The following is a 14,721-nucleotide window of genomic DNA, read 5'->3' on the forward strand; positions in this document are numbered from 1 at the left end:
CAGATGCACGGCCGCGCCGGCTTCCCGCTCCTACGCCAGCGGATCCTGCTCCAATGATCAACACGAAGCGTTACCACCGATTACGGGCCAGAGCCCAATTCCTTACGGTCCTGGCTCAATGGAGAGAGGTTCACCGATCTGTCCACAACTGGGGTGACGAGCTTCTTCACCGACTCGGCAGCCCGGTGGGCCAACAGTCTCGGCTACGACGTCCAGCGGGAAGTCCGGCTCCCCGACAGCATCTCCCGCGCTGGGCGTCCGGGTCGGCTAGATCTGCAGCTCAGGCACCGCACAGGCAAAGGACGACTGATCAGTATCGAGATTGACCGAGGCAGCAAGCTCTGGTCCCTGGACAAACTCACCCAGGCCGCCGAACTCGGCGACCTCGCCCTGTGGATCCGCTGGAGCCGCGAGCCCGTACAGGTCCGGATTCCGCCGACTGTCCGGCTCATCCGTGCTCACGTGCTTCGCCGCCGCAGTGGTAGCCAGTACCGGTACTCACTTCAGGCCGACAATTGCGGTTGAGGGCCATGAACACGTTGGCGGACGCGCAGAAGCTCAGGCGCTGCCGTGCTCCAGGGCGCCGGCGAGGTCGGCTCCGAGGCCGTAGCCGGGGCTGTCGTCCAGCAGCTCCTTGCGCCGGTTGTATCGCTGGGTGGTGCGGGAGTCCTTGTGGTCGGCCCAGCGCTGGACCTTGTCCGGGCGGGCGTCCTTCTTGGCCAGGGCGTGGGTGACGGCATCACCCTTGGTGCCGTGCGGCCCGCGCACCGGAAGCCCAGCGCGCTTGGCCAGCGACGCGCACAGCCGCCACACGGCCGGTTCGTCCAGCTGGCCACCGGTGGCGGTGCAGAACAGCCAGCCCTCGGTGCGGCCGCCGAGGTAGTCCTGGAGCGCGTCCCAGGCCACTGGCGGGATCGGCTTCTTCTTCCGCCCGCCGCCCTTCATCTTCTCCAGCAACAGCACGCGGTGGCCCTTGTCGTACCCGAGATCCTCGACACGGGCGTTGAGCAGGGAGTCGATGCGCAGGCAGCAGGTGTAGAGCATGAGCAGCAGGGCGTAGGCGCGCTTGCGGTACGCCGCGACCCGGTGGTGGTCCCGGGCGGTGGCCAGTAGCCGGGCCCACTCCTCCTCGGTGTAGCCAGGGGTGGGTGAGTAGTCCGGGTCGATGTACGGCCGCTGCACCGCGTCGAAGGGGTTCTTCACCCCGTCGTCGCTGACCTTGTCCAGGTAGGTGAAGAAGGAGGAGGCCGCCGACAGGGCGTTCGCCCGCGAGGCTTCCGAGTACGGTTTTCCGGCCCGCACCATTTCGCCGCGCCGGCCGCCCTTGACCCGCACCCACGTCGGCGTCGTCTCCAGGTACAGCCGGAAAGTGTCGGCGAGCGGGAACTTCACCGCCATGGGGTGCGCGCCGTGCTCCCGGGCGAACTCCTCGAAGACGTGGAAGCCGCGGGCGTACGACTTCTGCGTGTTGACCGAGCGCTGGTGGGCGATCCAGGCTGCGGCCAGGGTGGGCAGCGGGTCGTCCTCGCCGTACAGCCCCACCAGGTGGTCGTAGAGCTTGCGGGCGCGCTCGGGCCAGAGGACGCGCGGATCGCGCCGCGTCGTGGCCGGTGCCGCCTGCGCCTCGGCCACCGAGACCATCGCGGACGGGACCGTCGCGGACGGGACCGTCGCGGTCATGACGCCTCCCCGGCGTTCGTCGCCGGAGAAGACCCGCTCGTGTCCTGACGGCGCACATCGCCCTCGTCGGAGTCCTCCGTCATCACATACCAGAGATCGTCTTCCTCCGGTGGGGCGCTCTGTCCTCCGGTGCCTGGGAGCTCCGGCCATGCCGATGCACTGGTATCCACAACAGCCCTACCGGTCGCGGCTGCCGCTTCGATGGTCATCTGAAGCTTCAACACCTGGACGGCGAGCTGCGGACTGAGTTCAACCTCGCCGTGCACGGCGAGGTTCCGCAGCTGCCTGAGCGCTCGCATGAACTCGGCGACCACCCGCTCCGCCCGCTGAGCCGCATCACCCTGCGCAACTTTGAACAGCGCCTCTACCGGGGCGGGGGTGCTAGGGGGCGAACCGAAGACGGCGTTGACCCGGTCCTCCCAGGTCCCGCGGCTGCGCGGCGGGATGTAGGAGAGCAGGGCCTCGGCGATGTCCGCCGCGCCGGTCGCGGACCGCCCTGTGATTGTGCGATGGACGGTGGAGCGCGGACGTCCGGACTTGTCCGCCAGCTCGCGCAGCGTGGGCCTGCCCACGGCCTCGTACAGCTCCCTCAGGGTGGCGGAACGGTTGACGGCTCGGAAGTGCTCCTTAAGCCCGGCCGTGTCGTCCAGGGCTGCGGGGTTCTTTGCTGCCCTCGTTTCTGTTCTTGCCTCCTCCCACAGCACCCTCAGCTCGGCGAGGGCTGTCGCATCGGCCTGGCAGGCGTCGGCGAAGGCGCTGACGACCTGCCAGCTCGCCAGACTCCGGCCGGAGGAGACCCGTGACAGGGTCGACGGGTTCGTAGGGATCCGGTCGGCCAACTGCTGGAGGGTCAGGCCCGACGCGGCGCGCATCTCCCGCAGACGCAGAGCCAACTCCCGCAAGGCCGACGGGCTGTCGGGCGCGATGGGCCTCTGGGGGCGGCCCGGCAGGTACTGCTGTCCCGCCATGAGCGATGACCTCCTCGTTTGTCGGAATTATTGCGCCGTCCCTATTATTGCGGGACGCCTATGTTGCGGGGGTGTCCGACCGCCCTCGCGGGTGTGCCCGCCCAGGGGGACGGATGACGGTGTTCCAGATCGAGTACTTGACCTTCGCCGTGGTTGCCGCAGCGATGGTGGCGTTCGTGGGCTTTCAACTGGCCCCGGCCGACCCCCGCGGGACCGTGCCACCCAAGCGGGCATGGAGCTGGGCCGGCGGAGGGGCCGCGGCCGTGCTGGTCGACCTTGGCATGCTGCAGGACCTGCTGGGGCTGCACGGGGGTCCGCCGGACGCTGGCCGGGCCGGTGCGGTCTTCATTGGCGTGCTGTGCGCCGGTTTCTGCGCGCTGTTCGCGTACGCTCTGGACCGTGGAGCCGAGCGCGGACCGCGCTGGCGCACTGCGGCCGCCACCTTCACCACGGCCGTGGGCGTGCTCGACGTGGTGATGCACATGGTGACCTGACGGCCACGCTGATGATCGAGTCCCCGATGCCGGGCGGAGCGGATGCTCTGCCCGGCACGTGCGTTCCTGGACTCCGCACCGTCGCACGGTGCCCCGGCCGGTGGCCGGCTGAGCGCTCACCCCCACTGGTCCCCTCCCCACGGCATCGTGGTGCGCGCGGGCCGTCCGGCAACGAACCAGCCCCGCATGTCTGTCGATTCGCCCGAAACCATCACATTCTGACGAGGTATCGGACTACGCACAGGATAACCGTAATTATCCTGTGCCTACCTGAACTGCCGTCACCCAGTGCACGGCCCCGATGCCGCCGGGCGATCCGGGTCCAGAACCTTTCGCGAATCACGCGCGATGTTTTTCCGTCTCCCCGCTACGCCGTGCCGAAGGCAACGCGATACAACAGGGGGTGGGGTTCATGACACCACAACGAATGATCGAACAGCTCAAGAGGGCTGAATCGGCGCGCATCGGCATGATTCCGGACGAGGACCCAAGGGTTCGGGCGGAGCGGCAGCGGGCCGAGGACTCCGCGCTCATCGAGCGGCTGCGCCGGACCGAGTTCAGCGGCCCGGAGATGAGCCTGACCCAGGAGCGGCTGTGGGCGTACGCCACGGTCTCGTTGAACTCCTGGTGCTCCAACAGCAAGATCGTGGAACGCGTCCGCGCGTCGGCACCCGCCCACGCGAAATTCGAGATCGACTCCCGGCACGGCGACGTCCTGCGCACCGACCCGCAGGAGCGCATCGACCTCGTCCTCACCACGGTCAGCGGCGCCTGGCCGGCCTTCGTCGAGCACGCGCTGCACGGCGGCGGATGGAACCCGCAGTGGGAACCGGAGGTCCCGGAGACCACCGGCAGGCGGCGCCCGTCGGCCGCCGGCCTGCGGACCTACTTCACCCGGGGCGTCCTGCAGTCCTTCCCGCGCCACTACTGGAGGTGGTGCCGGGACCGCGACCGGAGGCTCGCGGAACTGGGCGTGCTGGACGACTGGAGTGTGGAACTGACGCCCTGGTGGCCCGGCGTCTCTTTCTTCGAGGATGAGTCCGTGCTGGTGAACGACTGGTTGAACAGCTTCCTGGCGTCCCTGCCGGAGCACACCAGGCACATGTTCCGCATGGTCTACGACGGGTACGACTACGCGCAGATCGGCGAAACGCTCGGCATCACCGCCAAGATGGTCGCCGACCGGATCTACCGGGCCCGTCGGCGCCTGCGAGAAGACGGGGACCTCTTCCGGAAGCAGATCCGGGACCTCACGGGCCACCTCCCTTCGCCCGGCGCGGACGACCGCATGGCCGCAGCCCTTCAGCAGCGCGCACAGCAGGCGCGGCAGGCGGGGGTGCGGCGATGACCGAGCCACACGACTTCGAGCACGTCCCAACCGTGCAGACGGTCGACCGAGCAGTGAACCGACCGCGCGCACGTGTACCCGCGCGAATCACGGGCCTACTCGGGGGCGGAGCCGCGATCGGCCTCTCGGCCTTCGCCCATGCCCCCTGGTGGGTCTACCTCACTGGCGTCCTGGTCACACTCGTCCCGGCGACCCTACCGCAGGAGTCCGAGCACCGGCGCGACTTCTACCGCGACTACTTCCGTCACCGCGAGCGGATGGTGCGGATCCGACAGGAGTCGCCGCGACGCCTCCTCACTCCCCCGCCTACCAACGCGCCGGAACCGCCTGGCGATCACCGGAGCGAAAGAGTGCCCGGAGGGTAGCGGACAGAAGCTCGCCGCACCCTGGGTCACCTCGGGTAACGAGGGCTTATCCGACGTGATCACCGCTGTCCGCGATTCACGGACGCCCATCGGGCAGGTTGGCCGATTTTCGCTGCACGAAGAGGATTGGAGTGCATGTATAAGGGGAGTAGGTCAGTGCTGTACGAAGTGTGCAGCACTTGGAGCAAAACGAGGAATCAGCCTTGAGTCACGTTGTTCCGCTCGCCAACGGCCTGCGCACCGACCACCCGGTGCCGGGCCTGCCCTTCGTCGACGACTCCCACATCCCTCTCGACGACGGCCCGGAGGCGATCGAGGCCGTCGGCCGCAACCAGGGCCCGGGCATGTGGGGCCGCTTCGACAAGAACCGCACCGGCGGCGGCTGGCGCGCCTTCACCACCGACCCGCTCAACCACTCCCTCGGCTGGGCGGTGCGCCACCACCCCGAGCACGGCCGGACCGTGCTGCTCGTGCGCGACGGCGACACCTCCGGCCTGCACACCGACTGGGACGGCGAGACGCTGCTGTTCCGCGCCGGCGGCTACTGGTGGGACGGCACCACCTGGTACCGGCCCGGCCAGGTCTGGGACCCCGTCGAGCAGGAATTCGAGAAGCGCAAGGCCCGCATGGCCGTCACCGTCACCGCCTCCGACATGCTCGACGGCCGCGCCGACCCGGCCAAGGCGTACGTCGGCAAGGTGGCCACCTTCGACCCGGAGGCCGCGCGGCCGGACAACTGGCTCGACCACCTGGCGCTGTGGGCCGCCCGCCACCAGGAGCATGACAGCGCCCTGCCGCTGGAGCGGTGCGTGGTCGACGTCTCCAGCCCCGAGCTGACGGGGGCGCAGCTGATCGGCGCCCCGGAGATGGCCGAGCTGGGCGGCATCACCGCCTCGACGCTGCGGGCCTACATCTCGCGCGGCAACAGCGAGGTCCCGCGGCCGCAGGCCACCGTCGGCGGCCGCGACCAGTGGGCCCGCGCGGTGGCCGACGACTGGGTGGAGGCCCGTAAGCGCTCCTACACAGGGGTCGGGGAGGCGATGTCCGCCGGCGACCGTGACGCCCTCTCGCCCGGCGCGGCCGAGGTGCGCGACCGGTTCGCCGCCGACTTCCAGCACGCCCTGTACGACCGGCCCGACGTGCGCAAGCGGTGGGTGCTGCGTCACCGCAACAAGGAGTCCGTCACCCAGATCGCGGGCGAGCTCGCCTGGTCGGTGGGCGCTGGCCTCGACCAGATCGTCCCCACCGAACACCTCGGGCGCACCGTGCGGGCCGCGGTGCTGCACGACTTCGCCGAGAACGTCGAGATGTTCGCCGACGACGAGGACGGCAAGGCATCCCCGCAGTGGTGGCACCTCAACCTGACGCCGTCGGTGGCCAAGACGCTCGACTGGTACATCCGGTGCTTCCCCGGCGAGGCGTACGCCACCATCGGGGACATCCAGCGCCAGGCCCACACGATGTGGGCCGTGCCGGCGGCGGACACGCTGAGCGCGCTGCGGTCGGCGCTCTCGCTCGACGGCGAGCTGACCGAGCAGCAGCGCGAGACGTACTTCGCCCTGCTCGAACCGCACGCGGATACCGACTGACCCGTCCTCGCGCCGCCAGACACAGGGGGCCGGAGCCAATGCCAGTGGCTCCGGCCCCCTGCCGCGTGACTGTAGCCGCGGGCGGCAGCCGGAGCCGCCGCCGTTGGCCCGATCCCTGTCGTTGCGAGTCAGGCGCCGATCTGGTCGCGGCGCTCGAGCAGCTTCAGCCGTCGCCAGGTGAACACCCACGGGTCAAGGTTCGTGATGCCGCAGAGCTCCAGGAAGACCCGGTAGCGGTCGTACGGAGGCAGCTTCGGCCGCTTGAGCATCTCGCTGAGTGTGCTCTTGCTCAAGTAGTAGCTGGACCGCCCGCTTCGGGCTGCAAGCTCGCGCAGAGACGGCGCCCCGGCCCAGACCAGGACCTCGTTCAGGGCCTCCCGCATCTCCTCCGGCGACGAGACGGCCATCGGGTCGGGTTCGTGCAGCGCCGTGTCGTCCCGGGCCACGGGAACAAGCTGAGGTCCCCAGGGCCGCTGCAGGTGGGCGTTCGCCTGGATGGCCTTTCCGGGCGCGGTCACCACCGTGGTGATCCCCGGGTGCTCCTCGCTCGCCTTCCGCAGCAGCTCGTGCCACAGCCTGGAGTCCACCGTTACTCCCCTGCTCTGCAGCACGAGCACGAGCTTCTTCAGCTGCTCCGCGCTGGGGAGGCGGGTGGCATCCTCGATGCGGCTGAGGACGCCCGGGTTCATCTCGACCGCTTCGGCCAGCCTGCGCTGGGAGAGCTTCGCCTCCTCGCGGGCCTCGATGATGCGGCCGGCCAACCGCACCCGGGTACTCATCGGCCACCGCCCACGGTCTTGCCGTCGGCGGCCTCACCGGACCCGCGACCCAGGATCGAGCGAGCCAGGTCGACAACCGCGCCGACCAGCCAGGCGGCGAAAACTGCGCCGAGAACCTCGACCTCGTGTCCGAGGAGGTACAGCCCCACCAGGATGAGGCCCGACAGCACGCCGACCGTCCAGTACAGCGCGCGTGCGAGCCCGAACGAGCGCGGCTTTCCCCGGGTGATCACACACCCCGGGGACGATGCAAACGGCCAGGGGCGCAACACCCACTGCCCGCCGTCGTAGATCCACAACAAGTTGACCTCCGGTATGACTAGCCAGGACGGGGACGAGGGGTTCGCGGCCCCCCACGCACGTATGGAGTACGTGCGCGCCATGAGCGTCCCTTGGCCATGAAGATGCGGTCAACCCCTCCAGACGACCCCGGACACCTAAGGTCTTCGAGGCGGATTCCCTGCCATGCGCAGGCTGTTAGCGGGGTAACGGGCAGCTCATGCCGCCGCCCCGTACGGCCGCTGAGACGTCACCGTCCCACACCGTCCAGCATCGTCCGGAGCCGTCCGGACACGGGAAGGAGCTCGCGCGAGGACGCGGCTTCCAGCGGGACAAGTCCCAGTCTTCGTCCGGATCCGTCCGCAACCGTTCCGTAACACCCTGGGCAGCTAGGACCGTGGTTGAGCCGGACCTAGCCAGGACGGTTACTTAGGGTGCTCGCGTTCGCGGCGTGAGTCCCGACTGACATTTATTACATGTCATGTAAGCCCGTGTCCCCTGGACACGGGCTTCCTGGCGTTCGGGGAAGATGCCCCGGCTCCCGCCCAGACCTGCGTCGAGTCCCTGAGCGGTCTGGAGGAACCCGCCCGCCGCCGCGTCCTGCGGTACCTCAACGACCGTTTCGGCGGCTCCTGACGGCCTCTCGGTGAGCAGCGCTGCAGGCGGCCGACCGCCCGTTGGCCCTGTTGGACCTAACGGCCCTGATAGGGCATGACCTGTGACGACGGCGTCCGGACAGCTCGCATCCCCGGGTCCGGACAGCCGTCTCCCGGGGCGACGCCACCGCGCCCTGTGCTCGCGTGCGCATCCCTCCCTCACAATCCCCACCGTCTGAGCCACCCGGCACGGGCTGGGCTACGCCCAGAACGATCCTCCGGAGAAATCTCCCCGTCGCTTCCTGTGCCCTGCGGGGCTTCCACCCCGAAGGGCTGGAGGGCAGGGCGCCCTTCGCGGGCTCTGCCCGGAGGCCGAGGGAGACGCGGCGATGGAGTGGATAGACGCGGTGCGGGCGCTGGCGGAGGACCCGTTGGTGCGCCTGGTGGCGGGGGAGGTCGTCCGGGGGAGCGCCCGGCGTGTGCGGCGCGGCCGCGGGTCGGCGGCGGCGCACAGTGAGGCGGGGCCGGCCACCACGGCCCGGGACGCCGAGGGAACGGAGATAGCGGTGACGACGGTCGCGGACGACAGGACGGGCGAGCAGCTCGCGGAGGGCCTGCTGCAAGGCGTGGGCAACGAGTGGATGCGGGCCGCCACCCGGCTGCTGCAAGCACCGTGACGGGTACTGGCTGCGGCGGTTCCTGGACGAGCAGGACGCTCAGCCGGAACCCCTGCACTACGTCGACCGCAGCGGCACGCATCCCAGCGTGAACTGGATCGGCATCGCCCACCGCCTGATGAACGAGTTCCCCTTGACGGAGACCCCGCCGATCCAGGGCTCGCGCAGCGAGCTGGCCGTCCTGCGCATCGCCACCTCGCTGACCGGGGCCACGCCCCTGAACCTCAAGGCAGCGCTGGACGCGTTGGACGAGACGGAGCTCCGCCTCGTCCAGCGGGCGATCACGGAGGCAGCCACCGGCGAGGAACGCTGACCCTCCGGGCGGCGATGGCGCCGGATACGGGGTGGCAACGGGCGCGAGCTGCACGTTATCCACCCCGTATCCACCTGGCTGGTCACCGTGCGGCGGCCGTCAGCGGGGCTATCGGCGGGTGTTGCGGAGGTTCGCCGTGCCGCCGACCGTCACCGCGCCGCCAATGGTGCCGACGGCGGTCGCTGCCTCCGCGTTGTGCGTCAGCGCCAGCACGACCACCGCGACGATGGAGACGAGCGGGGTGAGGGTGGTCACCCACACGAGCAGCTGGGGGTGGCGCGGTAAGTCGTTTGGGGTACGGTCAATGGTCGTCACGGTTTCCGGTCTCCTCACAGTGAGCGGGCACCCGACATCAAGCGAGTGGGAGATCCCAGCGGAGCCAGGCCGGCAAGCATCGGCTCCGCGAGGCGGGGTCTCCCTTCGCCGTTCTGAAGGGCGTTTGGTGCCCAACCACGTTACTGGTGGTCATGTAGTGCTCCGGCCCAGCGTCGCCACGGGCATTGCTCCGGCCGCGTCCACCCGGAACACGCTTCCCCGTCCGCCTAACACGCGCGCGGGACAGGCGGACTGATCCGGTTTCAGAAAAAAGGCCAGGTCAGGGCTCATTCTGTGGATAACTCGCCCGCGCATCACTCCACGGTCTCTGCGTGACGCAGGTCACCAACTTTCCTGCGGCCGGAGCGTCCCAACCGCCTTTGACGGCTCCGTAGTTGCCTGGCATGGCACCCCTCCGGCGAAGGTCCACCGTCACCGGCGCTGTGCGTGCCGCGCGGCCTGGCGGTCGACGGCGGGGTCGCCGACGGCGAACCGCCGGACGCGCAGGAGTCCGCCGGTGCCCGGGTCTGGCCCTCCGGGCGGGAGCAGCCCGACGTCCTGGGCGACACCGTCGATCCACCGTCCGTCCGGGCTGGGGCGGCCCTGCAGCTGGCGGACGACCGGATCGGTGCCCAGGTACAGCACCCGGCGCCGCGCCTGTCCGTACGCCCGCAGGATTCGCCGGAGCGCGCTGGGGGTCTTCGCGGTGAGCTCCACCTCGACGGCGCCGATGCCCTCGCCGGGCAGCACCAGGACCAGGTCGGGCCAGTGCACCGCACGGACGCCGGCGGACACCGCGAACAGGGGTTCGCGGGGAGATCCCTCGTGCACTCCGGGCACGCCGTGGTCCGCCAGGAGTTCCGCCGCCCGGCCAGAGGCTTCGGCGCCGTCGTATCCACCCCCTCACCGCCGGTAAGCACTGGCCTGAGGGCTCCGGACGGCTACCGTCCGGAGCCCTCAGGCTCCGCTCCTCTACCCGACAGTCCAGGGCCGGAACGTCGTCAGCAGTGGGTCACGATGCTGGCGGTAGGGCGTCGAGGGCGAGTTCCCAGGGGTAGGCATCGACATTGCCCCGCTTGGGCTGGTGCGGGTGGAAGCCTTCACCGTGGCCCTGGCCGTCGTCGAGGAGGACCTGTACCCCAGCTTCGCGCAGGGTGGCCACGGCACGGGGCAGGGCAGGGTGCTTGGCCTGTGCGGCGTTGATGTACGGCAGGGCGACTATCGGCAAGCCGAGTCCGATCCCCTCGGTCAGCAGTCCAAGGGCGAGCGTGTCCGCGTGGCCGTCGGCCCACTTGGTCAACGTGTTGAGCGTGGCAGGCGCGGCGAGCAGTGCGTCAGCGTCCGGCAGCACGTCCTCCCCCGACGGGAGCTTGTAGAGGTGGCGTACGGGGTGGCCGGTGATCTTTCGAAGTTCGTCGAGTTCGCCTTCGGCGTCCTCGGTCGCCCACCTGTGCGCGGACGGCGTGAGGATCAGGCAGACGTCCCAGCCCCGCCCTTGCGCGGCGCGGATACCGGTTTCAACGCGGCGGGCGGGCGGGGCGGCGCTGGAGATCAGATACAGGGTGCTAGTCACCCGGGCAGTCCACAGCGAACGGCGAGCGCCCGCAAGCGCCCCTCTGCGCCACCGACGCCCAAAAGCCGCAGGTCGTCCACGAGTTGCCTTGTCCGGGGGCGGCAGTGGACTTCCTCCTCTGCCTCCTTCTCCGCGGCCAGGAGTGTCTCCACCGCTTTCTCCCGCTGTCCGGCCTGCGCGTACGCGCGGGCGAGATCGGCGAGGTAGTGCGCGCGCCGCTCGCGCGGGAGAGCGGCGCGGGCGTCGTCGGTGATCTCCAGCGCGACGGCGACAGCATCCGCGCCCTCCGACAGCTGCACGTGCGCCGCGACCCGGTACAGCTTAACGTTGGCCGCCGAGAATGCGGTGAACAGGGCATTGCCGTCGCCGGCGTCGCCAAGCTCGGCCGCGTGCTCGCCCGCCTGATCCAGGAGTTCGGGGACCGCGCGGGCGTCGTGGGCGGCACGGCGGTCGTCGCGTTCGGCTGCCACGGCCCGCGCCATCGAAGCCTTGAGATACAGCATCCCGAGGGTGGACAACCCCTCGGCGCCCCGGGCCCTGAGATCGGGTTCGAGACGGGCGGCGGCTGCCACGGCGAAGTCGGCGGCGGCGCGGGCCTGCCCGTCGGCCGTCATCGCGTCGGCCAGATGCCGGCAGGCCGACGCCATGATGACCGGGCAGCCCGACCGTTCGGCCGCGGTGACGGCGCGGTGGCCGGCGATCGTGGCGAGGGCGCCATCACCGAACTTGATCGAGGTGGCCTCGGTCAACTGCAACACCATGGACAGCGACCGGTACGCCGCTAGTTGGTCGTCGCCCTGGTGGCGGGCGGCGGCCCGGTTGGCGACGACGAGGAGTTCGGGCACCAGGCGGCCGAGGCTGGCGAAGTGGGAGGCCTGGAACGACGTCCAGCCGTAGCGGACCCGGGCACGCAGGACGTCGATCGGCAGGGGGTCGGCGGGGCCGGAGTCGTCGGTGCCCGTGATCACGTCGTGGCTCTGCAGGACGGTTCGGATGCGCTCCAACTCGGCCGCGTCCACGCATTCGACGGCGGGCCCATCGGTGAGGAGGACGAGCAGATCGACGCTCAGGACGCGGGCCGCGTCCTCGAGTACGGATAAGCGCGGGTCGGCGTGCCGGTCACCCGCTTCGAGGAACTGCACCCACCGTTTGCTCTTGCCGCCCATGAGGCGGCCGAACTCGGTCTGCGTGAAGCGGCGGCGCTCGCGCCAGTAGGCTATGCGGCGGCCGACGGCCCTGGTGTCCATCTGGGTCTCCGGGACGGGCGGAACAAGGCGAACAGTCTGTTCGCCTACCTTCTGTTCTACGCCCTCTACCGTGCGCATATGGCCAGTTCCGAGAACACCACCGCTTCGGGGTGGGTTGCCTCCTTCCGTGACCCGGATGCCGAGACGGAACGCCGGCTACGCGTCGGCGAGCTGTCCGCCACGGCCTTAGCCGCGGCGGGGACGTCGTGGGATGCGGTGGTGATCGCCCCGCTCGAACGCGGCCTCGCCGCGCTCGATGCCCTCGACGTCCCCCTCGACTCGGGGTATGGCGTGTACGCCGACTACCGGCGGTACGAGCTGATCGTGCACGTCGCCCCGGGGACGGCGGCCGCCGAGGTCGCCGATGTCCAGGGCGTGCGGGTGCTCTCGCGCGGATCATGGGTCCTAATGCCGACGAACGGCGACGGAACCTGGGAGGCCGCTTGCCTCAGCCGCCCAACCGGGTTCCGTCCCCGCTATGTCGACCCCGCCCGGTTGTGTGCGGCCGTCCTCGCGGTCGACGAGGAGCGCGGCGCCCACGCCTGCCCCCACAGGCAGCTCCTCCCCCCCGTGGGAGCCGCCTGTGGCCCCTCGACCCCCGGAACCTCCCGCGCCTGGTTCCGGGGGTCTGCCATGTCCGACAGAAGCACGGCGGCGGCCCGCACAAGGCGAACATTCTGTTCGTCCTCGCCGGGCCCGTCCGCTCGTACCGTCCCGTCATGGCGCATCACAACGGCAACCTGCCGCACGAACGCGGCCCCTCCGGTCACCTTCCCGCGACCCGCCCCGCAGGCGAAAGCGCGGTCGAAACGGTCCGGATCGGCAGGCCACCCCTCTTCGCTCACGATCTTGTCCGGTCCCTCGATGTGGCGACCGATGCCGTTGGCGCACTCGCTGACCACGGGCAGTCGAGCGACGTCTCCGTGTCCGCGCTGACGGCCCTGGTGTGCAACGGGTCGACCCCCGCCGACGCTCTCCAGGCGGCCGCCGACGTCGCGCGGCAGTCCACCGCCCTCGAACCGCATGGGCTGTCCCTCGCGAGGGTTCCCGGGCCGGTCGACGGCATGTGGGAGTACGTGATCACGATGACCGTGAGCGTGCGCGACCCGCAGACCGGTGAGTACGGCGGAGCCGCCCACCACGCCGACCGGCCGAGGGGTGAGCGGTGACCACTCGTACGTTCCGATTCCGGATGTTCGAGGTCTCCCGGGAGGCCGACAGGTCGGCGGAGCCTGAGTTCGAGGCGGTGTGCGTCTCGGGCGACGAGAAAGACTGTGGCGAGGCGTCCGGCCCCCTGGTGGACGCCGAACGGCTCGACACGTGGATGGCCGAGCACACTCGCGACACGGGGCACCAACGCTTCCGGCGGGCCTACTGCGAGTACGCGACTGTCGAGCCGGGGGCGTGGCTGTGATCGCGACCGAGGAGCGGCGGGCTGAACTCTGGCAGCGTGCCGAGCGAATGCGGGTGGGCGTCGACACAGTCCGCGCCACACGCGAGGCCCTCGCAGATCAGCGTGCGCGCCGACCATGTACGCGCGAGTAGGAGGGTCTTGGCCCTGGCGCAGGGAAGCCCCCGGTCGACTGTCCACCCGCAGCAGCCGGGGGCTTCCCTATGTGCCGCTCGACCATTCCTCCTGTTGGACCTACAGGTCTTATCGGCCCATGGATGGCCGCGTGGGCCCGGTCGGCTCTTCACCGTCAACCTCCGGCGTCGCCCTTACGCGTCCCGCAGTGAGGGCCATCAGGCTCCAGGCCGCTGGGATCATCCCTTCATGTCCTGCACATGCACTGAAGTCTTCATCATCCAGCTGCACGACGGCGGCGCCCGGTATCCCGTGATCCCGACCGACCGGCACAGCGAGATCTCGTACTACTTCGACGCCCGGTGCACCAAGTGCAACACCAAGTATGAGGCCCCGTTCGCGAGAGTCGGCAAAGAGGGCCAGGTCCTTGTCGACCAGATGCAGGACCTGCCGATGGTCGATCGCATCTGGTTCAGCGAGCAGTGCGGCCCCTTCACCTGTGGCTGTGATCAGGAATCACTGACGCCCGAGGGTTCGTTGCCGCACCGCTCGCCCAGCATCCAGCTAGGTGGCGCTCCGGAGGAACTTGGCGACGCCCATGCCGATGGCGAAAGCCGCAACCGCGGCACCAGTCCCGGCAACTGATGCCGCGTACGGCGTGAGGTGGCCCACAGCCCGAGCGAAGATGCCCACGATGAAGCCCCAATTGGTGGCAATCAGGGCAAGGAGCGTGACAAGGATCGCCTTCGAAAGAGCCACCGACGGCTGAAGAGGCTGAGTAGGGTCCATTACGTGGTCCTGTCTCTTCAAGGGAACACTGGGCCCGCAGGGGGTCCGCCGGAAGACCGTGGAAAGTTGTCCGGCGGGCCCTGCGAGGCTGGACCGAATCCTTCTCTACAGGTGTCCGAAAATCCCAACGCAACCGGGGATTTGTGGCGTTACTCACCACTCACCCGTTCGGGTAGTTAAGCCC

The 14,721-nt window shown here is 69.8% G+C and carries 17 protein-coding genes; 9 read left to right on the forward strand and 8 right to left on the reverse strand.

The features are described 5' to 3' along the window. Positions 1–153 precede the first annotated feature (153 nt). Positions 154–525 carry a hypothetical protein gene (locus tag ABZ624_RS35890; protein WP_360098646.1) on the forward strand — a complete coding sequence of 124 codons (372 nt, stop codon included), beginning with the start codon at positions 154–156 and terminating at the stop codon, positions 523–525. Between the two features lie 33 nt (positions 526–558). Here ABZ624_RS35890 and ABZ624_RS35895 read toward each other — a convergent pair whose 3' ends face one another. Both ABZ624_RS35895 and ABZ624_RS35900 read right to left on the reverse strand, forming a co-directional pair. Then, positions 559–1,680, reverse strand: coding sequence for a tyrosine-type recombinase/integrase (locus ABZ624_RS35895; RefSeq protein WP_360098648.1), 1,122 nt, complete (start codon positions 1,678–1,680; stop codon positions 559–561). Next, positions 1,677–2,648, reverse strand: a complete 972-nt coding sequence (locus ABZ624_RS35900; RefSeq protein WP_360098650.1) for a helix-turn-helix transcriptional regulator — start codon at positions 2,646–2,648, stop codon at positions 1,677–1,679. Before ABZ624_RS35900 ends, ABZ624_RS35895 begins: the two co-directional genes overlap by 4 nt. Positions 2,649–2,761: 113 nt before the next feature. Between ABZ624_RS35900 and ABZ624_RS35905 the strand changes: the two genes are divergently transcribed. The 3 genes from ABZ624_RS35905 (at position 2,762) to ABZ624_RS35915 (ending at position 6,444) form a co-directional block, all read left to right on the forward strand. Beyond that, positions 2,762–3,142: a hypothetical protein gene (locus ABZ624_RS35905; protein WP_360098652.1), complete on the forward strand. Its 381-nt coding sequence runs from the start codon at positions 2,762–2,764 to the stop codon at positions 3,140–3,142. Between the two features lie 412 nt (positions 3,143–3,554). Next, positions 3,555–4,490 carry a sigma factor-like helix-turn-helix DNA-binding protein gene (locus ABZ624_RS35910; protein WP_360098654.1) on the forward strand — a complete coding sequence of 312 codons (936 nt, stop codon included), beginning with the start codon at positions 3,555–3,557 and terminating at the stop codon, positions 4,488–4,490. 568 nt (positions 4,491–5,058) lie between these two features. After that, complete coding sequence (locus tag ABZ624_RS35915; protein ID WP_360098656.1) at positions 5,059–6,444, forward strand: hypothetical protein; 1,386 nt, start codon at positions 5,059–5,061, stop codon at positions 6,442–6,444. Between the two features lie 128 nt (positions 6,445–6,572). Here the strand turns inward: ABZ624_RS35915 and ABZ624_RS35920 are convergent, their stop codons facing one another. Next, positions 6,573–7,223 (reverse strand): helix-turn-helix domain-containing protein, encoded by a 651-nt coding sequence (locus ABZ624_RS35920; protein ID WP_360098658.1) that lies wholly within the window; start codon positions 7,221–7,223, stop codon positions 6,573–6,575. Next, complete coding sequence (locus ABZ624_RS35925) at positions 7,220–7,522, reverse strand: hypothetical protein (protein WP_360098660.1); 303 nt, start codon at positions 7,520–7,522, stop codon at positions 7,220–7,222. The genes ABZ624_RS35920 and ABZ624_RS35925 overlap by 4 nt, the downstream gene beginning before the upstream one ends. A 965-nt stretch (positions 7,523–8,487) precedes the next feature. Between ABZ624_RS35925 and ABZ624_RS35930 the strand changes: the two genes are divergently transcribed. Both ABZ624_RS35930 and ABZ624_RS35935 read left to right on the forward strand, forming a co-directional pair. Next, the gene (locus ABZ624_RS35930) at positions 8,488–8,775 is read left to right on the forward strand and encodes a hypothetical protein (RefSeq protein WP_360098662.1); all 288 of its coding nucleotides are present in this window, start codon (positions 8,488–8,490) and stop codon (positions 8,773–8,775) included. Positions 8,776–8,863: 88 nt separating this feature from the next. After that, the gene (locus tag ABZ624_RS35935; RefSeq protein ID WP_360098664.1) at positions 8,864–9,088 is read left to right on the forward strand and encodes a hypothetical protein; all 225 of its coding nucleotides are present in this window, start codon (positions 8,864–8,866) and stop codon (positions 9,086–9,088) included. Positions 9,089–9,196: 108 nt separating this feature from the next. Here ABZ624_RS35935 and ABZ624_RS35940 read toward each other — a convergent pair whose 3' ends face one another. The 4 genes from ABZ624_RS35940 to ABZ624_RS35955 all read right to left on the reverse strand — a co-directional run bounded on the left by ABZ624_RS35940 (position 9,197) and on the right by ABZ624_RS35955 (position 12,223). Further along, positions 9,197–9,403 carry a hypothetical protein gene (locus ABZ624_RS35940; RefSeq protein WP_360098666.1) on the reverse strand — a complete coding sequence of 69 codons (207 nt, stop codon included), beginning with the start codon at positions 9,401–9,403 and terminating at the stop codon, positions 9,197–9,199. A gap of 432 nt (positions 9,404–9,835) precedes the next feature. After that, positions 9,836–10,243 carry a hypothetical protein gene (locus tag ABZ624_RS35945; protein WP_360098668.1) on the reverse strand — a complete coding sequence of 136 codons (408 nt, stop codon included), beginning with the start codon at positions 10,241–10,243 and terminating at the stop codon, positions 9,836–9,838. A gap of 172 nt (positions 10,244–10,415) precedes the next feature. Beyond that, positions 10,416–10,976, reverse strand: coding sequence for a flavoprotein (locus tag ABZ624_RS35950; protein WP_360098670.1), 561 nt, complete (start codon positions 10,974–10,976; stop codon positions 10,416–10,418). Next, entirely contained in the window at positions 10,973–12,223 is a 1,251-nt protein-coding gene (locus ABZ624_RS35955; RefSeq protein ID WP_360098672.1) for a helix-turn-helix transcriptional regulator, read from the reverse strand. The genes ABZ624_RS35950 and ABZ624_RS35955 overlap by 4 nt, the downstream gene beginning before the upstream one ends. Before the next feature lie 719 nt (positions 12,224–12,942). Between ABZ624_RS35955 and ABZ624_RS35960 the strand changes: the two genes are divergently transcribed. The 3 genes from ABZ624_RS35960 to ABZ624_RS35970 all read left to right on the forward strand — a co-directional run bounded on the left by ABZ624_RS35960 (position 12,943) and on the right by ABZ624_RS35970 (position 14,393). Then, positions 12,943–13,392: a hypothetical protein gene (locus ABZ624_RS35960; protein WP_360098673.1), complete on the forward strand. Its 450-nt coding sequence runs from the start codon at positions 12,943–12,945 to the stop codon at positions 13,390–13,392. Beyond that, positions 13,389–13,637, forward strand: a complete 249-nt coding sequence (locus ABZ624_RS35965; protein ID WP_360098675.1) for a hypothetical protein — start codon at positions 13,389–13,391, stop codon at positions 13,635–13,637. Before ABZ624_RS35960 ends, ABZ624_RS35965 begins: the two co-directional genes overlap by 4 nt. A 360-nt stretch (positions 13,638–13,997) precedes the next feature. After that, a complete protein-coding gene (locus ABZ624_RS35970) occupies positions 13,998–14,393 on the forward strand; it encodes a hypothetical protein (RefSeq protein ID WP_360098677.1) in 396 nt (131 codons plus the stop codon). Positions 14,394–14,721 lie beyond the last annotated feature (328 nt).

Source organism: Streptomyces sp. NPDC007205, from assembly GCF_040634095.1.
Lineage (GTDB): Bacteria > Actinomycetota > Actinomycetes > Streptomycetales > Streptomycetaceae > Streptomyces.